Below are 23,891 nucleotides of genomic sequence, written 5' to 3' on the forward strand. Positions count from 1 at the left end.
CTGGATATCGGAACGATCGGCAACCCTTCGTCTGCGATAGTCTCGAAGACCTGAAGCGATACGCGCGCCCGCAGCGTTTAATCGTCCATGACCGATATGATCGAGCGCAAATCCGATCCCTTCAACGCCGAGCCGACGCCCGGCGCGCTGATCGAGCGGTTCCTGACGCCGCAGGCGCTGTTCTATGTGCGCAGCCATGGTGCGGTGCCTGATCTGCCTGCCGATTACCGGATCGAAGTGAGCGGGACGGGCATGGCGAGCCGCTCCTTCTCGGTGGAGGAGCTGAAGAGCACGTTTGCCACGCGCACGGTGACGGCAGTTCTCCAGTGCGCCGGCAACCGGCGCACGGATCTCCAGCAGGTCGCCAAAACGTCCGGCGACCCGTGGGACGTGGGCGCGATCGGCAATGCGGAGTGGACCGGCGTACGACTGTCTGACGTACTGGATGCGGTTGGTGCGCCGGACGCGTCCGACCTGTTCGTGGCGTTCACCGGCGCGGACGAGGTGGACATCGAAGGCAAGGAAGCATTGTTCGGGGTCTCGATCGCCATGGACAAGGCGCGGCAACCCGACGTCCTCATTGCCTGGGCGATGAATGGCGAGCCGCTGACGCCCGAACACGGCGCACCGCTCCGCATGGTGGTGCCGGGCTATGCCGGGGTGCGAAGCGCCAAATGGCTGACACGAATCGAGGTGCGCGACACGCCCTCCGGCGCACCGATCCAGGCGCACGACTACAAGCTCTTTCCTGCCGATGTGACGAGCGACACCGTCGACTGGAGCCAGGGTCTGACCATCAATGCCATGCCGCTCAACGCCGCGATCTGCGCGCCCGGCTCTGGCGAAAGCCTGCCGGCCGGGGAGGTGCGGATCGAGGGCTATGCCATCGCCTATGATCGCCGCGTCTCTCGGGTCGAAGTGTCGGTAAACGGTGGTCGCGACTGGCAGCAGGCGACGTTCGCCGATGATCCGGAGACGCACTGGGGTTGGCGGCGCTGGACCCTCGACGCCACGCTCGCGAAGGGGCGCCAGCATCTTGTCGTGCGCGCCTTCGACGAGGCTGGACAGGGACAGCCCGAACGGCCGGACACGATGTGGAACTTCGCCGGCTATCTGTGCACCGCCTGGCATCACGTGCACGTGCTGGTCGAATGATCGAAGCGTCAGCGGCATCGGACATCGCCTTCTGGATCGATGCGATCGGGCGGCTGGTGGTGGCGACCGCGGCCGGGATGGTACTCGGCTGGGAACGCTCGCGCGAGAACCGGCAGATCATGGGCTTGCGGACGCTGGGTCTGGTCGGTCTGGCGAGTTGCATCGCCGTGCAGGCGATCGTGCACAGTGGCTTGCCGAACGTGAACGCCGACGCCGCAGGGCGGGCGATGCAGGGCATTCTGGCAGGCGTCGGCTTCATCGGTGCCGGCGCGGTGCTGCGGGTCGGCCAGGGTCAGGAAGTGCATGGACTGGCGACTGCCGCGTGCATCTGGGTCACGGCCACGATCGGCGCGGCGGCAGGGTTGGCGGTGTGGCCGCTCATCATCGGCGGGGTAAGCCTTGCTATGCTCGTCCTGTTCGTCGGCGCTCCGCTGGAACGGCGCATTCGCGAGCGGGCCCGCCTGACGCCGGCCGAGGCCGACAGGAAGGATGCCGAGCGCAAGCCCTGATCGCGCTGGACCGCCCAGTGCCTGTCGGCGCTGAGAAGCAGCAAGGGCGCTATCAGGACACCAGCGCCGCATCGGCCTGCCGCCGGACCTCATCGGCAATCGGATGCAGCTCGGCCGCAGGCCGCTCGCCCACCACACTATAGCCGATCCCGTCGACCGCCCATGTGACCCGGCCCATGGTCCCGCTGGACGTGCTGGTCATGCTCGCGGTCTTGTCGATCTGCATAGGCCTCGTCAGCACCGCGAGCTTCGACGCTTGCGGTCCATCGTAGAGGAGTAGTGCCGCAGGGCCGTGGGGCGTTGCGACCAATCGCCCCCCGCCATAGCGGTAACCGGCTGTGCTGAGGTCCGGGATGGTGACGCGCTCACCCAGTCGGGCGGAGGTCCACCGGATCAGCATGGCGCGCTGGTCGGGGCCGATTTCCGCCGGTCGGATCCGGTCGGCGGCATAGACCCGGAAATTGTCACTCGCCTCGTTGGCCAGCGCCGCGATGCCCGCGCGCGGTTCGCCGCTCCACCGCGCACTCGACCAGCCCCCGCCAAACCCGACCGCCAGCAGAAGCGACGCGAAGATGGCGAGTTGCCAAGGCGGTTGGCGTTGTCGTCCCCTGATGACTGCGACGCGCATCGTCGCCGGAATGGGTTCATCCGCGATCGGGGCAAACAAAGATGCAAGGGCTCGCGCCTGCTCCGCCTGCTCCCGCAAACGGGCATGCACGTCCGGCTGGCCTTCGCTGCGGCTGACCCGTGCAGCACAGAACGACGATGGCGACGAAGCTGCGGCGATCAACGCAGCGTTCTCGCCCCTATGGTCGCTGTTCAAGGCACACGGCAGCCTCCGCCTCATGTACGCCATCGCCAGCCGGCTCTCGCTGCCAATCGGCGATCCGCCGCTACCGATCATGCGCGTCGGGGCTGACATCTTGGCGGCCGTCGAGACCGCCCTTGACCATTTGGGGGCCCGTCGAGCCAACTGACCGCCTTCCCGCAAACGAACCCGTAGCGGGACAGTAGCCTTTCTCACCATGCCGAGAGGCGTCGGAGGCATCGGCTTTCCCGAAATATGTTCCCAATTGCTCTTTCCCGAAATTGGCATTCGAGGATGGGGAAACGGGAACGGTCGGGCTGAACCAATGGCCGATTTCGGGAAAACAGGTTGCCTGCCTGAGCGTCAAAGTTTGGGCGCTTGCGACGCCCGCCCTCTCGTGCCGAGGACCCAGAAGCGGTCACTGCCGGCGTCGGCTCCGGCTCCCCACTTCGGACGCTCATTCATCTTCGCGGCCGCACGCGTGACGCGCCGCAAAGCCATTCATCTGGTCGAGTCTGGCAGGTTAGGTGACAGGAAGCTTTCGGACGCGCGATTGCGATAGCGGATCCTCGATCCCGTGCTAGGACAAGGAATGATGCTGTGGATCATCGCGGCGGCCGCCGCGCAGGCGCCCGCGCAGCCGCTAGAGCCGAGTAGCCGCTGGGCGCTCGACGCGTCGTCGGCCGCGTGCATCGCGCAGCGCTCCTTCGGCGAGGGGCAGGTCGACGTGTCGGTTGCTAGCCCGCCCTTGGAGAAGAAGGTGATGGTCACGATCGGACTTCCCGTCCTCGTCCGTGCGCACGTTGGCGACGCGGTGACGCTAGTCTTCGGCCCCCGCGGGGAACGTGTCGACGGCAAGGCGATACAAGTCGCGCCGCACGGCGCAGGAAAATACGACTTCGGTGTCGAGACGTTCATCGCTAACTTGCCGAAGCGAGTTTTCGAGACGGTCGGTCTGGAGGTGCGGGGCAAGATGCGCGTCAACCTGCACACCGGCTCGATGAGCGCGATTGTGCAGGCAGTGGAGCGCTGCCAACGCGACGTCCTGGCGAGCTACGGCGTCGACCCCGAGCGGAATAAGAACGTGACGGTACCGGCGCTTTTGCAGGATTACGTGAACCTTCTCGCGCCTTGGAACTACCCGCCCGAAGCGAAGAAACAACGCGCTGAGGGTCGGGTCGCGGCGCTTGTCCACGTCAGCGCCGGCGGGCGGGTGGAGACCTGTGCCCCGGTGGAGACGTCCGGGAACAAGGCGCTCGACCAGGGCACCTGCGTCCTCCTGGTTCGAATGGGGCGCTACACGCCGGCACGAGACGCACTCGGCGTCAGCATCGCATCCGATCAGGTCGTCGCGGTCCGCTGGACCCTTCCTGAGTAGGGCGACGAGCGCGAGAAGGTCGCCGTACCTTCCATAGGCTAAAGCCCTCCCCATCTCGGCCTTGTACCCCGGACGCCGGCTGGAAGCACATCGAACGTCTGAGATGTCAGGATAGCGGCCCGGCGGCTCTCGAGCTGAGATTGGGTTGGAACGGACGCTAGCCGTCCAACATCTCCCTCCGCTCGTCCTCCGTGCATAGGGCGAACGCTGCCAACGAACGTTGGCCTTTGGCATAAGCGACTACGGCGAAAGCGCCCTGAACAACTAAGTCGTCGTTCGATTGACCAAGATCTCGCATCGCGATCGGGAGTAAGGCTGCCCAAACCCATTCGTAGTTACGCGACAGTTCGAAAGGAATTGGAGGGTTGCCCTCGGTCCCTCGAGCCTCTTCGATTGACGCCAAAAGATTATACGCTTTCCAGTCAGGTGCAGCTTGCTCCTGCATCATCCGCACTATTTCGCTGACGGCCGCATATTAGGCTGAGTTGACACTTCCCTGGTGGTATAGCTGCTCCCAGAGTTCGCGCGGCGCGTCAACGGCCTCGCCGTCAGCCCATTTCTTGATCGCAGGTCGCGGGTCATACGGCTCACCGTAGGCGCTCAGCCAAGGATCGTCGGACACATATTGCTCCAGCTAAGGGCGTCCGGTTCTAACGCGACAGCATGAGCGGCGGAACGGCGGATTTTGCGCGCTTTCGGCCACCCTGCGCTCTCGTGGCGAGGACCCAGAAACGGTCATCCAGGGCCACCTAACGCCCTCCGACGATTTGCTAGATCAATCAGCTAGGGCTTCCCACAATCGCCAATAAGAAGGCCCACTCGCTCGGCATCCATGCCGCCACCTTTCGCAGCGCAGACCTGGCCACTCGCATCAGTCACAAACCCGAACGGCAGACCCACCGCCCGTGACATGGCATCGGTACGGTAACGACGCTCTTCACCTGCTGGCGGCGACCAGCGGTAGACCACGGGAACATCGCGCCACATCGCCCGGGCACGTGGTCCGTCTTCTATCATGAGCACACGCACTGCCCGCGGTTTTGCCGCCTGTGCGATCGCATCAAGCCGCGAGATCTCAGCGTGACAAGGAGCGCACCAGGGAGCCACGAGCAATAGCACGCTGCTTTCCGGGTAGCGGACAGGCTGTTCGGCCGCGAATGCCGGCCCGCCAAAGCATGCCAGAATGGTGACGACTCCACGTCCAACCGCACGCCAGCGTGCGCTTCTTCCCTCGACAGCGCCGTCGTGCCGTGATGTCTCTGCCGCAAACGAGGGAGGGGTCATGTCCATATCATTGCTCGCGCTGGCGTTGGCGGGTCAAGCGGCAGCAGCCGCGCAAGCGCCCGCAGCTGCGCCTCAGAGCGCACAAGCGCGCTTCGATGCAGCGAGCCAGGCTGTGGCGGAGGGCCGATGCGCCGAGGCCGTGAAGGTGTTCGCCACGATGGCGAAGAGCCGCAATCCTCTACTCGCCGCCACGATCGACGTGCGCAACGGGCGCTGCCTGGTTGATCTCGGGCAGGTGGAAGAGGGCAAAGCAGCCATCGCGCGCGGATTGCCTGTGCTTGCCGGCAAGGGTGTCGAGTTTTCCGGTGACGTCTACGAGGCGCACATGACGCTCGCACGCCTGGCTGAACGCACGTTCGACTATGATGAGGCAGCCAAGGAGTACCGCGCCGCGGCCGATCCGTTGCAAGGTGGGTCGCGAGTTCCGGCATTGCTGCGCCTGGCGTTGGTGACGATGTTCGATCACGACGGCCGCGCGTTGGCCGCGGCCGAAGAGGCGCGCGCACTGGTGCTCGCCGAGCCGACGCTCAGCAAGAAGGACCTGGCGGCGGTGCAGACCGTGCACGCGCGCGTCCTGCTGAACGAGGGGCGTGCCAGGGAGGCGTATACCGAGCTCAAGAACAGCCTAAGCAAACAGGGTGGGCTGACCAGCCGTGTCGGCGCCGACGATATCTCGACACGCTCGGACCTGGCAATCGCGGCGTTAAAGAACAACGATCGTGACAACGCGCGACTCTACCTCGCTTATACCGGCGCCGGGCGGATGCGAGACACACCGTTCACCAGAGCCGCGTCGATGGATCCGCCGGCGTGCGGCGAAGGTGGGCTGGCCCCGGAGGACGAGGCAATCGTCGAGTTTTCGCTGGAGCGCGACGGGCACGTAGCCGGTGTCGCCCCGGTCTACACCAACGGCAATCGCGCGAAGGCACTGGCCTTCGCTCGCGCGGTAACGGACTGGTCGTGGCGAGCGGAGGACGTCGCAAAAATCCCCGCGCTGTTCCGCTACACCACCCGCGTCGAGTTGCGCTGCGTCAAGGCGGACGGTGCGCCTGGAGTGACACGGCCCCTCAAGGAAGCGTTCGAGGCATGGCTGGCCGAGAAAGGTGCGCCAACCCCGCCGTGGGCCGACCAACCCGCAGCGTTGGCGCTTGCCACGCAACGCGCCGCGCTCGCCGCGGCGAACACCAAGAACGATGCCGTAGCCCAGGCGCAGGCCGCGCTGGCTCTGAGCGACAATCCGGTGCTCGACGGACAGGAGCGACCAGCCCTTCATGCCACCGTGCGGACGGCTGTGGCATCGCTCTCGCCGCCGGTTGCGGTGCGCACTTACGTCGAGATGGCCGCGCCCGAGAAAGTCGACGAGGATAGCGAGTCCTGGAAGGCTCGGATGCGCGACCTACTGGCCCGGCCCGGTGTTTCTGGCGATCCGCTATCGGCGGCAACGCTGCGATTGCTGATTGCCCAACCCGCGTACCGCAAGGGCCCGCCTGCCGACGCGGCCGTTCTCGTGGCAGCAGTGAGCGGCGACCCGGCTCTGCCGCCACGCCATCCATTGAAGATCGCGGCCTTGCTCGAGGAGGCCAACGTCCTTGCTGCTAAGGGCGATGTCGCTGGCGCGCGTGCCGTGTTTGATCGTACCGGGCTTACGGCCGAGCAATGTGCGACAGTCGGTCTGCAGCCCGCGGTTCAGCGCATGAGTGGCAGCGCCAGCGATTTTCCTCAGGAGGCACAGCGGCTTGGCTTTGAGGGGTGGGTACGCACTTCCTTCGACATCACTCCGGATGGCCGTACGATCGCGCCGCGAGCCGTGATCGCCTACCCGCCCTTCATCTTCGACGAAGCCGCGAACGGCATCATACGCGACGCGCGCTTCAGCAGCACCTTTCGTCCGGAAGGCGCGCTGGCCTGCTCGGGGCAGCAGCAATCCGTCCTGTTCTTGCTCCCAGGCCGGTGATTACATCATCAACGAGGGTACATGGACTACTCGGCGTGCGCTGGTACGGCGCTGTTTGGTCCGAGTGACTGATCTCGGGCGAACGCGGCTCCTGCCCTCTCGTGAGGAGAACCTAGCAACGGTCAGGCCGGGCAACCTGCCCGCCGCTAACCTGCGGCCGCTCGTCGTCTAATCGCGTCGGGCGCAAGGGTTTTCTGAGATGCCGCTGCCGGGAGCATGGTCGTCTTCGCGGTCGGCATGTGCCGCCGCATGATGGGGCTTCGCGGGGCGACCCCTCCGAGGTTCATCACGCATTCTGCTGCCGTTGGGGCAACGGATGCAACGAGCGTCGCGGAGTGGGTCGGCCTACGTCCCGGCAGGACGTCTCGCAGCGCCTTGCGACGCGGACGAGCTCGGGTGTCAGGCTGAAGCGCGTGTCTCTTGGAAGGGTTCGCCGGTGACCAGGATGGTGTGCATGATAACGGCCAGCTTGCGCGCAACGGCGACCGCAGCGCGTTTGAAGCCGAGCCGCTCGCGGAGCTGCAGCCCCCATTTGCGCAGGTCGCACTCGGATCGGCTCCGCACCAGCAGTACGGTCGCAGCTTCGTAGAGCAGCCCCCGCAGATGGCTGTCGCCTCGCCGCGAGATATGCCCGTCATAGTCGATCTCGCCCGACTGGTAGCGCCGGGTGGTCAATCCGACCCAGGCGCCGACAGATCGCGATCGCTTGAAGTTGGTCGGATCCTCGATGGCGGTGATGAACGAAGTGGCGGTCACGACGCCGACACCGGGAATGGACATTAGCAGCTGGCAGGCATCGCTGCGCCGGGCGTCCGCCAGCAGTTTGCGTCCCAGCTCCGCGGCGCGAAGGCGAACGGCGCGCCAGGCATCGAGTAGCGGCCGGATGATCCGGCCGAGGTCGGCGTTACCGGCGAGCAGAGCCTCAACCTGGCGCTCGAACTTGCTGCCCGACGCCGGCGGGACGACCAGCCCGAACGTCTTCATCAAGCCCCGGATCTGGTTCGACAGCTCGGTGCCGATCCGCACCAGGCGAGTCCGCGCCGCGACCAACGTGCGCGCGAGCATGCTGTCGAAGCTCTTGACCCGTACCTCCTTGTAGAACCCGACCTCTGCCAGGTGAGCCAGGCCGTCGGCGTCGTTCGCATCCGTCTTGTTCGCCGCCATGTCGAGCGCCGCCTTGGCATGGCGCGCGTCGATGCAGATCGCCGGCAGCCCCTCCGCGCTCAGCGCATGAAAGAACCAGACCGACAGCGGTCCTGTCTCGAACACCACGCGCGCCACCTCTGGGGCGTGCTTGCGGATCAGCGCGGCGAGCAGCTGCGGATCCGAGGCGCATTTGCCGCGCCACACTCGCTTGCCTTCATGCCGGATCGAAACCGCTGTCTCTTTCAACGATACGTCGAGCCCGATATACTCACCCATGGCTGTTCTCCGTTCCGATGTATGGGCCCGGCTGCCCGTCGTGAGCCCGCACCTTCATCTACCGGGGAACAGCCACCTTCCTCCACGTCATCGCTGATCGAGGTAGCTCGCTCCCGCGATTACCCCATGTTCATCTCGCCGCTCGAGTCTTCTGGGCGCTCCGTGCTGCGGTCCGGCTGGCCTGATTGGTGGAAACCGGAATGGCCGCTTTCGGGCAGCGATCCTCGTAAACTGACGTTTGTTCAGAAGGCGGGGCAGGGCGCCGAAAGCCGATTTCTGGTGGAGAGCGGAACGGCCGGTTCCGGGCGCGTAGGAGAAGTAAGCCGCCCTTTGTTCAGCCGGCACCCAGCCGCAGGTATGCGCCCACAATCAGACGTTCAGCCTTACTCCGCACCCACGCCCGAGAGCATCTAGGCCACGTTGGAGATCAGTCCGCCTTCGCCTTGCGGCACCAGCTCGTGCACATGATATGGGATCCCAGCGCTCCGGCACTTCCTGCCAAGGAACTCGGCTTCGGAGCTGTCGTGCGTGGACAGGATCACCTGATAGCCTAGCTCACGAACCATCTGACGGAGCAGGTCCATGAACGCGCTCGCGTGTATCACGTCATTGTGTTGCAGCGGATCGTCGAGCAGCAGGCCGCGCCAGCGGGACCAGCCAAAGGTCGTGCTGGCCGCGAGCAGGGCGGCGACGCTTAGCGCGGATAGCTGACCCTCGCTGAAGTACAGGTTGGGGTTCATCTCCAGCTGCGTAACCGATCCGTCGGCCTCGCTTCGAAGAATCCCTGGCCGAAGCTCCGAACGTGTCACGTGATGCTCCGCCCGGTAGATGATTGACGCGTCAGCCCAGGTCATCAGGGTTCGCGCGAACCGCTGGATCGTCGCGTTCAACGGCACCAGTACCTCGTCGGCGTAGGACTCCGCTCGCTCCTGCAGCTGGCTCCCTACAGCGTCGATCCGCTCCCGAGCCCTCTGAGTGACGTCGAGCTCACGGCGCGCTTCCTCCGCGCGTCTCTCGAGCAGCTGGCGCACCTCGCGCTCTGACGGCGCGCCCTCCTTGCTGACGGTCTCGGCGATCCGCTCCTCAAGCCGGCGCAGCTGCTCGTCGTTCAGCCATTTCCGGTATCCTGCGACCAGCTGATTCTGTGCCGCGCGCGCCGGCTCAAGCTGCGCCGTCCGCTCCTTAATCCGGGCACGCCACTGAGCGACGCGCGCCGCATCGGGCTCGCCGCGCTGGCTGGCCTCCGTCCACCGCTTCGCGAGTGCGGCCCGCACTGCGGCCAGCCCGTCCAGGCGCGTGTTCGAGGCGTTCTGCGCGTCGGTCTCCCGCGCTTCTGCCTCACGATGCGCGTCACGCGCCAAGCGGGTGTCGTCCACAGCGGCGCGCTCGCTCGCCATGCGGAGGGAAAGGTCAGCGAGCTGACGCTGGACGCCCGCCTCCTCGGCATCGAGGTCGACGAGCAGGCCCCTATCGTCAGCCCATATCTCAGCATGCTGGCGCAAGGTCGCGCGCGCCGCCTCAATATCCTCGTCGGCGACGTCGCGTGATCGCTGCAACGTGACCCGCTTCGCCAGCTCGGCCTTCTGGACTGCTTCAGCTTCAGCCAAACGACCTTCGATCTGCTCGGGCGTGTCGCTCCCTTCAAGCTGCACATCAAGCGCTACAAGCTCCTGCTCGAGAACAAGAGCATCGCTCTGGTCGTACACGCCGTCGGCAGAGCCGCCGGCCTCCACAAGCTGCTGGCGCTGCTCTTGCTCTCGTCCGCGCAGGGTTGCCATTGTCGCCTGCAGCTGCTCAAGCTCGCCGATCGTGCGCTCGACGTCCGCGGTCTGCCGCCGCAGCCGCTCGCCCTCCAATTGTGCCTCCGCCAGCTCCTTGGCGAGCTGCGATGCTGGGCGCGCGTCGGCCGCGCTTTGTTCTTTCGCCAGCTTAGCAAGCTGCCCAGGCGGGAATCGAGAGGCGCACACGGGGCAGCTGGTGTCGTCATGGCTGAGCCGGTGAGCGATCACGGACACAGCCTCGGCGATCGCCTGCGCGCGATCGTCATGCGCGCGCAGATCCGCAGTGATGCGCGTGATTAAGGCTTGGGCCGCGGCATACTGCTTGACTAGCTCCTCGCGCTGCGCGCGCAGCTCGCCCGCTTGCCTGCTCGCGAGCAGGGGTGTCAGGCGATCGATCTCGGCGCGTGTGATCGAAAGCTTCGCCGAGATCTCGGCTCGACGCCGAGCAAGGGTGACGTGATCAGACAGCGCGCGGCGGTCCGCCCGCTTGCCTGTGGCTTGATTGAGGCTGCCTCTGAGAGCCGCGATGCCGGCTTCGATCCGACCGGTATCGGCTGTGGAGCGCTCAAGCTGCTCATCTATCTCTGCTCGACGAGCTTGCGATCCCTGTAGCTGGCGGAGCGCGGCACGGACGCGCGTGAGGGTCACGGAGCGAGCCTGTGCCTGAGCTGCCTGGCGCTCCGATGCAGCGAGGGTAGTCGTGGCCCGCAAGTGTGCGGCCTCGGCCTCGCGGAGTTTCTCGACGGCTGCGGCGCGGCGCAGCTCGATAGTTTCGGCCAGGCCGCGCAGCGTCAGCGTCTCGGCACCAGCGGCCTCAAATTCAGCAGCCATCTTCGCCAGCGCATCTACCGCGTCGGTATCGACACGATCGCGCTGCTCAATAGCACGAAGGAGCTCGGCCACGGCCTCGAGCAGCGCCTCCGACGCCGTGGAGACATCCGGCATCGTCCAGGCGACATCCGGCGCAAGCCGCAGGATCTGAGCGGTCAGCTGCTCCGATGCCTCGCGCAATGCCGCAGGCGGTACAGCTTGATCGGATGAGGAGAGCTGCCTCGCGCGATCGCGCTCGGACAGAAGGGCCGCCCAGCCCGTGAGCGCATCCGAGGCCTCGCTAAGCTTCTTTGTCCGATCCTCGATCGCGCGCGTGAATGCTCGCCGCACCCCGAGGCCGCTCATCCGCTCACGAAGCGCGTTGATGCGATCGACCCCGGCAGGGCCTTTCAGGGCCTCCCATTGCTTGTCGGGCTTGCGAAGCGAGAAGCGCTGCGTCGCGGCCTGGCCAAGAAAATGGGTGATCGAGAGATAGCCATGAAGGTTGGTGATCTCGGCCCATTCCGGGCGCTTCAGCAGCTGCGCGATCGTACCTTCCTCGGGAATGAAGCCGGCGCCACGATCGATCGGCTCGCCGTCGCTGAACTGCAGGCTTACCCGATGGCTGTTCGCGGGCGCGCCTATGCGAGTCAGAGGGTCTGGTTCCTTGCGCCTCGCGTCGGCCGGAATGTCCTGGAACCGGCTGACCTGGTTAGTGAGCGCCCACTCGACCCCATCGAAGAAGCTGGTCTTTCCGAGCCCGTTGGCGCCCGTGATCAGCGTCACGCCAGGTCCGTCCGGCAGCTCGAAGGCGTAGCTGTCGCCGTAGATGCGGAAGTTCGACAGCTCCACGCTGCGAAGATAAAGATCGCTCATACGGGCGCTCCCCGCTCCAGCTCGATCAAGCGCTCGACGAGCCCGCTGAAGTCGAGATCAGAATCTTCGATGGCCTCTTCCCACCCGTTGGGCAGCTGGATGTTCGCCATGCTGTCGAGCTGCTCCGTCAATTGGGTCGCTGGCCACGGCCGCGCTATGAAGGTGCGTTCGAAGAAACCCTTCGCATCCTCGACTGTGGGCGATCCCTCGAAAAGCCAGGCCAGCTTGCGGCACGTCCGATCGTCAGCCTCGATCTCTGCCGCGAGCTGTCGCCAGGCGGGGTCGCGCAACGCGCCGCTCGGAGCGGTCACGAACAGCTGCAGGTTCGGCGCTTCGGAGCCGAGCCACGACCGAGCGATGGTGGCCTGGTTCTTGTACCGCCGCATCTGCTGTTCAACGCTCGTCTTCAGTGCTGATCCGGATAGCGTCCCGAACAGCACGGGAATTCCATCGAGCATCGCCGCGGCGACGTGGTTCGGGAGATCACCTTCCCGGCGGCCGAGCGTCCCGCCCGCGATCGCATCGCTCAAAACTTCGGAATTGAAGCGGGATCCGCACAGCTGCTCGGGGGCGTCCGTGACTCTCGCGCCGATGGCGCGGGCCGCCTCGATCATCAACGGGAGCAGCGGCGGACGCTCACGCTGCGTCATGATCAACCTCCTCAAGCGTTGGCGCAGAAGACTCGGCCCGCCAGCGGATAATCGACTGCAGATAGGCCCGCAGCTCAGGCTCGCCGGCCTCCAACGCCGCCACGAATCCATCGTCCGCGCCAATGATCAGCGGCTCCTCACCGGGCGCGATGGTGCCGACTGCTGCTGCGTCCGATATGCTCCGGTCCATCCTGAGGTCACCCTCCATCATGCGCACCGCCTCGCGCAACTGCGAAAGCAGCACCACGCCGGTCGTCCACCCCTGCTCCATGACGCCGCGCATGCCGAGCCTGCGCTCATTGATCCAGCTTACCCCACAGCTGTGTCCCGTCAGCTGTTTGGAGGCGAGATTGCCTGGATGAACGCCTGCGGGAGACACTGGGATTCCCGAGGTTACCGCGAAAGCGAGCGCGAAGACGGTGGAGGTCGTCATGAACGGCCGGAGGGTCTTGGGGCCAAGCCCCACCAGCGCCGCCTCGCCTGCCGGCTGGCGGTCGTCCTCTGAGGTCAGCAGGCGAAGGAAGCGCCGGCACGAGTCGTCGTTCGCGGCCAGCGCAGTATGCCATTGGCTCCATTGATCCCAGAGGCGCTGCCGGAGCGCCGGCTCGATCGGCCAGCCGGTCGGGACCGCCGCCGGCCCAAGAATGTCATAGAGGATCACGTGCAGCTGGCGCAGCACCTCCCTGTCAAGCCGGCTCTGGATGGTTGCCGCGAGCACCGGCGCGGCAAGTTCGACTCCCGGGCCCGGCAGCGTGACAGCTTGCCACTCGGCGACAGAGAATCGGATATCGACATCGGGCCCCGGCAAGGCCTTGCTGGCGCAGAGCGCGCCCGAGCTGGCGCGCCAGCCCGCCACATCCTTGGTATAGAGCGTGAAGCCGGCAGCATGGGCTCCCAATCGAGCCAGCACCGGAGCCAACGCGGCCGCGTCGGCGGCAGTGATGTCGCAGTGCAATGCGACAATCCTCCCGCCGGACCAGATCTGGCCAACCTCTTCCGGCCCAACCTCGCAGGACCAGAGGACAGCGCCCGTCCCGGCTCGCGCGACACCGGCAACTAGTGTCCCAGCGCCAGCCGCGGGCGCGGCAGGAGTGGGTTCTGCAGCCGGCGCCGGCGCGGGGCCACCGAAGCGTGCGGAGGCGCTCGCTGTCAGGGTCGGAGACTCCGGCCGGGTTGCCGACAGCGGCGGGTTCACGGCGCCGGGATAGCCTGCGAGGAGACTTTCGAACGGCCTCAGGTTGGGCTTCGAATCTGGACCAAGCCGCAGAAAGCGGCGCCATGGCTCGAAGGGAGCCTGACCGGCAATCCGCACCTCGCCGCGCTTCGGTATGCCGCCTTCGAATTCGGCGCCCGTCGTCACCATGATCACGTTGCCGCCGACCTCGCGATCAGCCTCGAGCACTAGATAGACGCCAAGCCGGTTGTGGAGCGCGGTTGTCCTGCGAAGCAGACGAGCCTCGTTTGTGTGGAGATGAATGCGGACGCCCGGACGAAGCCTGTCGGCAATCTCCTGCCAAACGGGGGCCGGAATGAGCGGGCCGAGCCGAGCGCGATATGCCGCCAGAAGGTCCACGTCCGCCCCCGGGGCCCAGGCCTCATGCTCGATCAGCTCCAGCTCGGCGCGCGCGGCTCCCAGATCGAGGTTCATGAGCGTTGCGCCAATCTGGTGATGCTCGAGCGCATTGAAAGCTGCCATCAGGAAGTCGACCAGGCCGCCGTCGCCATTACCGGACACGAAGAGCAGCGGGTTCTGGAGCTGCGTAAGGATCGGCGCCGCAAGACCGGAAGGAGACCAGTAGGACGGCGTCTCGCCGTCGAGATGAGCCTCAAGGCCAAAGCCGATGGCGAGAATGACAAGATCGTAGATGCGCCCGACGGCGGAGCCCTTGTCGACGACGACTCGGATCGGTCCGAGCGCGCTTGGCACCAGCTTGCTCACGGTGCTGTCGGCGTGCAGCGTCAGCACCGAATTATGACGCGCCGCCTCGAACTCGGCGCGCAGGGTCGTGGCGACGTCGCCTGCCGGTCCTGCCGTCCAGTTCATAATCGGAAGGCCGGCATTGTCGGCTTCCGAGCCAGCCGCAGGCCAGTCATAGAAATGCGGATGCAGAAACCGTCTGCTCCCATGCTGCAGGGCGAGCACGGCTGGGCTCCGCTCGAAGAGATCCAGCCTGTCGAGGCGGGGCGTCGCTCGAGCCAGCGCCACCGCAGCGGTGATGCCTGCGGCCCCTCCGCCGATGATTGCGACCTTACCGCCTTCGGGGCGAATGAGGTTTTCGGAAAGCAAAGCGTCTACGAGGTTCAGAGCGCGCACCTGCTGCGCGTAGACCGTGACGCGCTTCTCGAAGCTGCCCAGCACAAGGATGCTTCGCGTGCCCGGTATCGTCGCGTTCTCGATGATCTGCTGCGGCGTCATCCGAAGCGATCTCGCATGAGAAGGCGCTCGCCGCTTGAAGCGAGCGCTGGCGATCCGGTCGTGATCGTGGCTTCTCCTTCCATGGTCGCTTAATAAGCCAATGGGCGCGGTCAGTCGAAGCTAAACATTGGTAGATGTGGTCCTGCGATGGCCATGCTTGGGCGGCGGACGACAAGGAGAGCCTGTTCCGGATCGCCTCACGCCCGAGGAGCGCAGCGCTCGGTACTGTCGAACCAACCAGAATCTAGTTAGTTGGCCTGATTGTGAGCACGGTGATAAATCGCTGGGCTGCGAACAAACAGACACTCAAAGGCCACATCTGCGCACCCGGCATGCCTGCCGCCCCTTTGATCGTTGTCCGGCGTGATTGGGCTTCCATGCTTGGGCACCCCAGGTAGTTTGCTCTCTCGGCTTAGAAGCCGATCGCATCTGCACAGCATCCCGAGGTTCGTCCTCAAAAGATCAGGTGCTGATGAACGAATGTTCAAAGGCGATAAGCGGAACTAGGTCACTAAACGACCGAATGTGGGTCGTCCCGCTCGCGGCAGCTGTCGACCAATGCCAGTCGCTCGCTCCATCTCCGGTGAACGTCTGAAACTGACGGAAGCAGACGATCGGTAAGGCACTTCATTGTCAATCGCTCGACATACCTTCCTCGACTCCGAAGCCCGCCGTTTGTTCATCACGTCGTTCGTGACAGTCGCGTCGGGAACGTCGCGGGCCAAGGCATGTAAACTGATTTCGGGCCGCCCCTTGTAAGATAACTAAGTCTAAATCACGACAAACTCGTTGTGACTTACTTACGAATTCATCAGGGGGCGAACCATCCCTTATCGATCACCAATTTTTACAAAGCGTCTGGATCAACAGTGTATCCTAGGCAGCGCATCCTATGCCCGCAGCCAGTTCGCCGACCACACCGCTCTCAATACCGGTGGGTCGGCCTCCGATACAATCAATTGCAACGCGGGCGGTTGAATGCCACGTTGAGCGCTAGCACAAAGTTGAGGGCCCCCGCGCGTGGGTTATGTCACCACTGCACTTTCCGAGTTGCATGCGCGGTCTCGTACCGAGGAGCTCACGCGCTCGATCGCCGGAGCGGCACCGGGACCAGGGCATTCTGTCCGTCTGCTGATCGACTATATTGAAACAGCCGACTTCCCACTCTACAATCTGCTTCCGATCGCCGACATCCCGCTTCTCGAGCAGCTCTATGTCGGACAGGTCTGGACCGCCCTCGAGAATGACACCTTCGTTCTGGGCGCCGAGTTCGACTTCGCCGCGGGTCTCAACCTCAGCCTTCCCGGCTTTTCACAGATTCGCCTCAATATCGGGGGCGGCCCCCCTGTCCGCGGGATCGCACGGATCGGCGAGGAAAGTTCGCTTCGCCTGGATCGGTTGGGGCTCGCGCTCGAGTTCGACCCGTCGCTGCTGCTCGACCCTGCCACTGGAAAGGGCGCGCAGATCGCGACCCATGGTAGCGTCCTCGTCGATGGCGATGGCTTTCGCCTGACGGGCTTCGACAAGGTCAGCCTCGGCTGGGCCAAGGTTGCCGGGACCGAGCTGCAGATCAAGCTCGACGGGATCATGCTTGGGGCAGGCGATATCGGCCTTGCGGTTGACGAGGCCGCCATCCGGATCCCCGAGGCATGGGGCGAGAGGGATGGCGGCGGACCGATCGAATTCTCAGCCACGAAGCTGCGGGTCGACAAAAACGGCCTGAGGGGCGCCTTTCGCAACAGCGGCACGATCTCCACCACGCTGTTCGGCATGGCGTTCACGCTGGAGGAAGCGGCGATCCGCTTCGAGGACGGGCGGCTGGACGAAGCCCGGCTATCCGGCGCGCTCGACATCTCAAAATTCGCAAGCGGCGGCGGCACACAGTGGCTCGACGCCGATTTCCGGATCAGCCGCGACGGCGTCGTCGCCGCGCTACGGGCCAGCGATCCGCCCCCTGTGCCGGACGCCGAGGAGGACGGAGACGAGGCCGAAGATGAGGCCGCGCCCCAGGCGGCTATCGCGACCATATCATTCGAAAAGCTGCTCGAGCTCAAGGTTCGCGCGCTGCGCCTCGAGGTCAGCGCCGACGCGAAGCATTCGACCTTGTGGCTGAGCGGAGCCTTGAAGCCGCTGTTCGAGGACGACTGGCCCGAACTGCAATTCGACGAACTCGGCATCGACAATGAAGGTGGCCTCAAGCTCGCCGGGGGCGCTTCGATTGCTACCACCGCTCCCTTCTGCGTCGATTGGGAGATCGCTCAGCTGACGGTGACGTCCTTCTCGCTCGAACGCCCGCGGGACCATCCCAAGGCGCTCGAACTTCGCCTGAGCGCGGGGGTCAAGCTGGTCGACGGGATTCCCGCCGGCGCGTCGGTGGAGGGCCTCGTCGTCCGATGGATTCCCGGTGGAGGCGATGTCAGTTTTTCGTTCGACGGGATCGGGGTCGAATTCAGCGTTCCAGGGGCGTTCAACGCCTCGGCGAGTTTTTCCTACGAGAAAGGCGTCGGCTTTCGCGGCGAGGGTGCGCTCAGCATCGAGGCGCTCGACATGAGCCTCGACGTGCTGGTCGACATTCGGGAGGCGAAGGGCTTCAACACCTTCTTCCTGACCGCTGAAGCGCAGGTCTTCCCCGGGGGCATTCCGATCGGCGCGACCGCGCTCTCGCTCTACGGCGTGTCCGGGCTGCTCGCCTATAATCTGTCGCTCAGGGTCGACCGGACGCCGCCGCTCAGGCCGCGCCGATATTTCGATCTCTTCATCGAGCATGACAAGGACGCCGGGATACCGATCGGATTGGCGACTTCGGACAAATGGATTGCCGACGAAGGCGCTGCCGCGATCGGGCTCGGGGTCGTCGTCGGCACCAGCGACGACGGGTGGATGCTATCGGGCCGGGGCGCACTGCTCGTGACGCTTCCCGAGCTTGCGCTCTTCATCTCGGCGACCGCGAGCCTGGTCGCGAAACGCGAGGGCATGAATTCGGACAAGGAAGGCTCGCTCTCGGCGCTGCTCGCCATTCTGCCCGGTGAACAGCTTCTGCGCCTCGACTTCGCCGCCGATTGGGACATGCCGCCCTTCTTCGGCGTCAACGCCAGGGGCGGCGGCGAATTCCGCTTCAATGATCCGCTCGCCTTCAAGGCCTATCTCGGCCAAGCGCCCGAACGTGGTTCGCCGGTCGAGGCGAGGCTGCTGCAGCTCGACGAGAAATGGCTGCTCTCGGCCGGATTCTGGTTCGAACTGGACGGTTTCCGGCAGGTGCGGATGGGTGGCTATGCGCCGATCGAACTGCGCATCGGCACGAGCAGCATCTATGCGGAACTGGTCGGCTCGTTGCGGGCGGACCTGAGGATGGCATGGGGCCCACTCGAGGTTTCGGGCGATGGGCGGGCCTTCGGCCGAGCGCGCCTGTCGGCCTGCGGGCTGACCCTTTCCTTCACGGTGGATTCCAGGATCGAAGTCGAGATCGACGAGCCGCTCCAGATCGAGGTCGCGCTGACCCAATGTATTGAGATCGACCTGCTGTTCGACACGATCGAGATATGCCTGTCGTACAGCTTCAGCTGGACCGACCACGAGACACCGAAGGCGCCGGCGCTGCCGGTCGACCTGAGCTTCCGGCCGCGGCAATGGACACCGCGTCCCGCGGTTCAACCCCAGGTCGTCGATGACGGCGTCGTGTCGGCGCTGCTCTCCGGTCTGGGCGGAGCCCAGCGTCTCGGTCCGGTCCATCCACACAGCGTCATCATGCTTGGCTTCCCCGGCAGCATGACGATCGCTCCGGCGTTGGCGGCTCGCGTGACGTTCGGGCTCATCAAGCATCCCGCTCCCGATCGGCTTTCGGACATCTCCGCATATTATGCGCGGCGGACGCTGATAGACCTCGAACTGGTGGACCTTGCGCACCCCGGCCAGCCGGTTCCGCTATGGACCTCCTTCCTGCGCTCTCCGACCGAGCGCGAGGACGGAGCCGGCAATGTTGGGGGCGGCCGGCCGCTGCAAAGCCTGATCGGCTTGTGGACGTCAAAACGCTTCAGCGGCGACGGCTCGAACAGCGGCGCCGGAGTCGAGGACACGCCACCGATCGATTGCACGCCGCAGCACGCTTTCACCCGCAGATGCATTCCGCTGTCCGGGCTGACCCCCGGCGGCAGCGGTCTGCTTCGCAATGGTTGGGCGTATCAGTGGGACGCGCCTCCCTTTCGTCATGATCCCGTCGTCGTCCGCGATGTCGGCCCCGACCTGCGCCATGATGAAGAGCTGCGCATCTGGGCGCCGCCCGGCCTTGCAACAGTCTTGATCGGATCGATCGATTGGGACCAAAGCCGCCTGCCGCCCGAACGATGGCACCTGCTGGAGGAGGCGCTGCCTGTCCAGGACGGGCTCATCGTCATCGCAAAGCGGAATGACGAACGCATCCTTGCCGAGCTGTGCTGGTGCGAGCAGATCGCAGCCTCTCCCTCGCATCCGCACGACGATGTTACCGACGGCACGTCGCGGGAGGAATGGGACGGCAGCGTCGCCGACCGAATCCTGCATCCCGGACATCGTTATCGTCTGACTATTGGTCTGGGATCGAGCATCGAAAACGGCCAGGCCGCCACCGTCGACCGGAGCGATGCGTCGTACAGCGTCGAGTTTGGCGTTCTGCCACCCCCGTTGTGGAGCGACGCCCTGTCGCGCGCGATCGTCGACACCTATCCGCGCGACGGATTGCGACCGGTCTATCGGCACTATGATCTGATCGTCCAGTTCGAGGAGGACTGGGTTGAAACGGTTTATCAGTTGGACGGGCGCGATCTGTGCGCGCGCCTGCTCGATGCCGACGGCAAGCCGGTCTTGGATGAAGCCGGGAATATCGCGTTGCTGCCGACAGCGTGGCGCGAGGGACCGCGCGGCGGAAGCGACACCGACCGATATTGGCGCGACGCCCGTCTGGGCGAAGGATGCGAGCCTGGCGATCCTCCTAGCGGCCCGATCCTGGTGTTACCGATCGCGATGAAACCGCTCGGCCTGTCCCCGCTCACCCGCTATAGTGTCGAGCTCGTCGCTCCGCTGCCGGCCGACCGCGGGTCGCTGATCGGAGACGCCCTGGCCCGCTGGAGTTTCACCACGTCGCGGTTCGTGGACTTTGCCGATCATGCCGCCCAGCCGGTGCCGCCACCTGTCCCGCGCCGCTATGTCCAGACAGTGGCCATGGCTTCGAACCTGTTCGATGACCTTGCGCGGTCCTTTGGGGCGCCGACGGTCCTTGGCGCTGCGACGATGCGCATCGACCTCGTCACCAGGGGCGAGGATCTTGCCTATCTACTGATCGAGTCCCCGGAACCGCTCGACGACGGCCTCGATCGGCTGGTGGTGACGATCGGCCCCGCTCGGCTGACACTGGTCTATAATGTCGACCGCACCCGGGCCATCGCCGTCCTGGCGGCATCTGTTCCGATCGAGGACTTGGGTGGCTCGCTTGAGGTCTCGCTCGCGTGGAATGACGCGCCCGATGCTAACAGGCCCGCCTCGCGGCGCAGCATCGAGGGGCGGCTCCTAGCCAGGCCTATTCTGTGGACCATAAGGCTGGACGTCCTGTCATGAGCTTCCAAGCCAGTCTGTTCGGGCGGTTGCGCCCCGAGCGTCAGCCCGTCTCCGATCGGTTCGTCGTTGCCTTGCGCTGGGCGGTCACACCGGGATTCGGGCTCGGCACCGAATGTTATTCGGTCTGGCGTACGATCGATCACGGGATTGCCGAGCAGATCTATCCTCTGGCCGGCATGCCGCTGGTGGGGGCGCCGGGCGCCAAGAGAGACGGTCAGCAGGGCTGGATTATCGACGCCGAAGCCCTCCGTAACGCGGCGCAAGAACGGTCGAGCACGCCTGTCGGCCTCAATATGCTGCCGCGCTTCGCGCCCGGGACGCTGGTCGAAGACATGAGCGCGCTGCTGCTCTACGCATTGAACGATCCCTGCTTTGCCGAGCTAGACAAGCAGCTGGAGACGATCATCGAGCGGTTGGGCGGCAGCCACCGGTCCGATACGAAGCTCGCCCGGCGCTTCTGGCCGGGCGCGCCACCGCCGACGCGGGCCGATCTTCTCGACTGGAAGGCGAGCGGGGAAAGGGCCAACGTCGCACGATATCGTGCGGTCCGGCGTTTCTACCGTCGTGACGCCCGCAAGCGGATCGAAGCGATGACACTCGACTACGGCTTCGCAGCGTTCGCAGGGCTCGGCGTGGACAACCTCTTGCCGGCCGGAACGCCGCAAGCCGCCGAGATCAACTATAGCCTGCGGTTCGGTGCCGCGCAGATCGAGATCGCGAGCCGGCGGGTTGACCTCTATGAGCGTTCTCTCGCCCCGCCGCGCAATGTGACGGCGAGCCCCACAAAAGGGCTTGTCGGCCACAAGATGTTCAAAGGCCATCTCGGCAGGGGCGGCCGATGGTCACCGCCTGACGCCGAACCGCTTGCGGCGGCCGGCTTGGTCGAACTCGCGGACCGCGTGCGTGGATCGGCGCTCGGCAAGCGCGCGCACAGCAATACCGCAGTGATCAGCTGGACGCCCGCGCCGTCGGACGGCGATCGCGTCGCACCGACGGGTCCACGCCCTCGCGCGATGACGCTCGACGATCCCGTATTCTGGCGCGTCGAGCGATACTGCTTCCCCGACAGCGCTGACCTTCCCCCTCCGTCGCAGGTGCCGCCGGGCGCGGACTATGAGATCTGCATGCCCGACGAGCGGTTCGGGATAAACCGGCTGGCAGATGGCAGTATCGCCCGGGGCGAGCTGGTCGACGACCAGTCGCGCGACTATGGCAAGCCCGCGATGATCGGCTGGTTCGCTTACCGCGTGCGGGGTATCGACCTGTTCGGGATTGCGGGCCACCCTTCAGATCCCGACGCACCGCCCGGAGGCGTATCACCGGCGATCACCCTGCTGCTTGACGACGTCGCGCCGGACCCGCCGCGGATCCAAGGGATCGACCGGATTGACTATCAGACCGGTGACCGCTCGGTGACCGTCGACTGCGACATCGACTGGGGCCATGATCTCGAATTTGCCGCACCCGATACGGTCGATTTCGCGCTCTTCGCGCGGTGGCGGCGACTGAGCACTAGCGCTTTCGAGATCGTCCGTTCGGAGCGGATCGCGGGAGCGGACGGACATCTGCGGGCGCGGGTTGCGCTGCGGCGTAGCGGCGATCCGGCGGTCATTCCGCATGATGAACTAGTCGCGATAATCGGCGAACGCCTGATCGTGGACGGCAAGAGCTTCCTCATCCGGGCCGCCAATCCCGGTGCCGGCTATTCGTTGACCGTCGCGCGGTCCAAAGGCGAGAACCCGCCGATCGGACCGGCCTATGCCTCGACCATATCGCCGACCGTCTTCGCGACGGCGACCCGGCACATGCCACGGAACCCTGCGATACCGGTCGAACTGCGGCTGGTGTCGATGCATGAGCTCCACTTCGCGATAAGCACCAGGGACCCGGTTGCACCGATCACCAGCGCCCGGCTCTATGTCCATGTTCTGGGATTGTCGCTGCCCGGGCGCCTCGACGCGTCGGGAAGATTCGACGTCAATCGCGACGCGCTTGCGCCGCATGAGACGAGAATTCTCGGCCAGTGGCAAAGCCTCGGCGCGATGCGGGCCAAATCGCTAATCAAGGCGTCGCCGGGGCTCGTCCTGCCTTCGCACAGGATAAGTTGGTTGCTGGATCTGCCCCCAGGCTTTTCGTCGGGCGCGCTCGACATCGACGCGACCGCCTTCGACGATGCCTTCTATGTGCACGGACCCAATGGCGCCGGTCATGAGAGCATCCGGTCGGCTACGATGACCTGTCTGGTTCTCTGTGCCACGCCGCCTGGCAAGCCACAAAAAGTCCGGACCTTCTGGGCGCAAGGCGGCGGCCAATACGAGCCGCATGCCCTTGTCACGCTTCGGTGGGACGCCGTTGCCGGCGCGAAACGCTATGAGGTCGACTATGTCCTCGACACGCGCCTCGGCCTCGCCGCCGGCTGTTCGGACGAGGCCCTGATCGCCGCGGCGAGGGCAGCGCCCGACACGATGTTCGTTCGCCGGACGAACGGCGCGCTGACCCATGGCTGGACGGACACCACAATTCCAGGGCAGGCGCCGACCCGGCTGGTCTATCGCGTTCGCGCGATCTCGGAGGCCGACCGTCCTGGCGAATGGTCCGTGGTGGCGCTCGTCCGGGTCCCGGATGTTCGCATCGCGCCGCCACCGAGCCTGTCGCCGCCGCAGGCAATCCACGACCGAGCCCTGCGGCTGCAATGGACGCAGGCGGGCGACCTTACCGGGCTCGGCTTCCGGATCGATGTCCGGATCGCACCCGAAGGTGCCGCCGATTCCGAACAGGGTTGGCGCACTGTAGCGGATTATCTGCCCTCCATGTTGAAGCCCGCACGCGGAGCGCTGTTCGAGACCGAGCTGATTGATCTCGCACCTGGCACCTTGTGGCAGGTCCGTCTCTGCGCTGTCCGGCATGCGCTTGATCCGATCGACCCTCTGGCCCGCATCACCCGCCGCGTAGACGGCTATGTGTCGAACTTCCAGACCGGCCTGACGACAGGCGAACTCCGCCCGCCTGCGAACCTTGTCGCACGCCGGGCAAGCACGGGGAGCGTGGCGCTGTCCTGGTCCAACCCCGACCCCTATGCCGCGCTTGAGCTGCAGATCCGCAAACCCGGCGCGCGCAATTTCGAGCGCATCGCGCTGCGCCCCGATCAGGATGGTCATCACTTCACGCCGGGCGGGGCGCCGGGCCGCTGGGCATTCCGGCTGTTGGCCTCGGCGCGCGGCGTGAACAGCCTCTCGGCCATTGTCGAAGTGGACCTGTAACG

General features: G+C 65.5%; 11 protein-coding genes. 6 read left to right on the forward strand and 5 right to left on the reverse strand.

What is annotated here, in order from left to right:
• The first annotated feature begins 87 nt into the window (after positions 1–87).
• Positions 88–1,155: a molybdopterin-dependent oxidoreductase gene (locus tag FHY03_RS05075; RefSeq protein WP_183929132.1), complete on the forward strand. Its 1,068-nt coding sequence runs from the start codon at positions 88–90 to the stop codon at positions 1,153–1,155.
• A complete protein-coding gene (locus FHY03_RS05080; protein ID WP_183929135.1) occupies positions 1,152–1,664 on the forward strand; it encodes an MgtC/SapB family protein in 513 nt (170 codons plus the stop codon). Before FHY03_RS05075 ends, FHY03_RS05080 begins: the two co-directional genes overlap by 4 nt.
• 52 nt (positions 1,665–1,716) lie before the next feature.
• On the opposite strand, the gene FHY03_RS05085 is transcribed toward FHY03_RS05080, so the two are convergent.
• A complete protein-coding gene (locus FHY03_RS05085) occupies positions 1,717–2,568 on the reverse strand; it encodes an anti-sigma factor (RefSeq protein WP_183929137.1) in 852 nt (283 codons plus the stop codon).
• Positions 2,569–3,067: 499 nt separating this feature from the next.
• Here FHY03_RS05085 and FHY03_RS05090 point away from each other — a divergent pair, with 499 nt between their 5' ends.
• Positions 3,068–3,850: a TonB family protein gene (locus FHY03_RS05090; protein ID WP_183929139.1), complete on the forward strand. Its 783-nt coding sequence runs from the start codon at positions 3,068–3,070 to the stop codon at positions 3,848–3,850.
• Between the two features lie 1,282 nt (positions 3,851–5,132).
• Positions 5,133–7,088: an energy transducer TonB gene (locus FHY03_RS05095; protein ID WP_183929141.1), complete on the forward strand. Its 1,956-nt coding sequence runs from the start codon at positions 5,133–5,135 to the stop codon at positions 7,086–7,088.
• Between the two features lie 399 nt (positions 7,089–7,487).
• On the opposite strand, the gene FHY03_RS05100 is transcribed toward FHY03_RS05095, so the two are convergent.
• The 4 genes from FHY03_RS05100 to FHY03_RS05115 form a co-directional block, all read right to left on the reverse strand.
• Positions 7,488–8,510 carry an IS110 family transposase gene (locus FHY03_RS05100; protein ID WP_183929143.1) on the reverse strand — a complete coding sequence of 341 codons (1,023 nt, stop codon included), beginning with the start codon at positions 8,508–8,510 and terminating at the stop codon, positions 7,488–7,490.
• 410 nt (positions 8,511–8,920) lie between these two features.
• On the reverse strand, positions 8,921–11,977 hold the full coding sequence (locus tag FHY03_RS05105; RefSeq protein WP_183929145.1) for an ATP-binding protein: 3,057 nt from the start codon (positions 11,975–11,977) through the stop codon (positions 8,921–8,923).
• A complete protein-coding gene (locus FHY03_RS05110; RefSeq protein ID WP_183929147.1) occupies positions 11,974–12,627 on the reverse strand; it encodes an ABC-three component system middle component 1 in 654 nt (217 codons plus the stop codon). Before FHY03_RS05110 ends, FHY03_RS05105 begins: the two co-directional genes overlap by 4 nt.
• The gene (locus FHY03_RS05115; RefSeq protein WP_183929149.1) at positions 12,614–15,043 is read right to left on the reverse strand and encodes an ABC-three component system protein; all 2,430 of its coding nucleotides are present in this window, start codon (positions 15,041–15,043) and stop codon (positions 12,614–12,616) included. The genes FHY03_RS05110 and FHY03_RS05115 overlap by 14 nt, the downstream gene beginning before the upstream one ends.
• A 1,020-nt stretch (positions 15,044–16,063) precedes the next feature.
• Between FHY03_RS05115 and FHY03_RS05120 the strand changes: the two genes are divergently transcribed.
• Both FHY03_RS05120 and FHY03_RS05125 read left to right on the forward strand, forming a co-directional pair.
• The gene (locus FHY03_RS05120; protein WP_183929151.1) at positions 16,064–20,629 is read left to right on the forward strand and encodes a DUF6603 domain-containing protein; all 4,566 of its coding nucleotides are present in this window, start codon (positions 16,064–16,066) and stop codon (positions 20,627–20,629) included.
• Positions 20,626–23,889, forward strand: a complete 3,264-nt coding sequence (locus tag FHY03_RS05125) for a hypothetical protein (RefSeq protein ID WP_183929153.1) — start codon at positions 20,626–20,628, stop codon at positions 23,887–23,889. The genes FHY03_RS05120 and FHY03_RS05125 overlap by 4 nt, the downstream gene beginning before the upstream one ends.
• Positions 23,890–23,891 lie beyond the last annotated feature (2 nt).

Origin of the sequence: Sphingomonas sp. BK345 (assembly GCF_014193845.1) — a bacterium.
Classification (GTDB): Bacteria; Pseudomonadota; Alphaproteobacteria; order Sphingomonadales; family Sphingomonadaceae; genus Sphingomonas.

What these genes read in the sequence shown, in the direction of transcription:
- FHY03_RS05075 (WP_183929132.1), top strand. Translation starts at nt 88, where the DNA reads ATGACCGATATGATCGAGCGCAAATCCGATCCCTTCAACGCCGAGCCG.
- FHY03_RS05080 (WP_183929135.1), top strand. Translation starts at nt 1,152, where the DNA reads ATGATCGAAGCGTCAGCGGCATCGGACATCGCCTTCTGGATCGATGCG.
- FHY03_RS05085 (WP_183929137.1), bottom strand. Translation starts at nt 2,568, where the DNA reads ATGATCGGTAGCGGCGGATCGCCGATTGGCAGCGAGAGCCGGCTGGCG.
- FHY03_RS05090 (WP_183929139.1), top strand. Translation starts at nt 3,068, where the DNA reads ATGCTGTGGATCATCGCGGCGGCCGCCGCGCAGGCGCCCGCGCAGCCG.
- FHY03_RS05095 (WP_183929141.1), top strand. Translation starts at nt 5,133, where the DNA reads ATGTCCATATCATTGCTCGCGCTGGCGTTGGCGGGTCAAGCGGCAGCA.
- FHY03_RS05100 (WP_183929143.1), bottom strand. Translation starts at nt 8,510, where the DNA reads ATGGGTGAGTATATCGGGCTCGACGTATCGTTGAAAGAGACAGCGGTT.
- FHY03_RS05105 (WP_183929145.1), bottom strand. Translation starts at nt 11,977, where the DNA reads ATGAGCGATCTTTATCTTCGCAGCGTGGAGCTGTCGAACTTCCGCATC.
- FHY03_RS05110 (WP_183929147.1), bottom strand. Translation starts at nt 12,627, where the DNA reads ATGACGCAGCGTGAGCGTCCGCCGCTGCTCCCGTTGATGATCGAGGCG.
- FHY03_RS05115 (WP_183929149.1), bottom strand. Translation starts at nt 15,043, where the DNA reads ATGACGCCGCAGCAGATCATCGAGAACGCGACGATACCGGGCACGCGA.
- FHY03_RS05125 (WP_183929153.1), top strand. Translation starts at nt 20,626, where the DNA reads ATGAGCTTCCAAGCCAGTCTGTTCGGGCGGTTGCGCCCCGAGCGTCAG.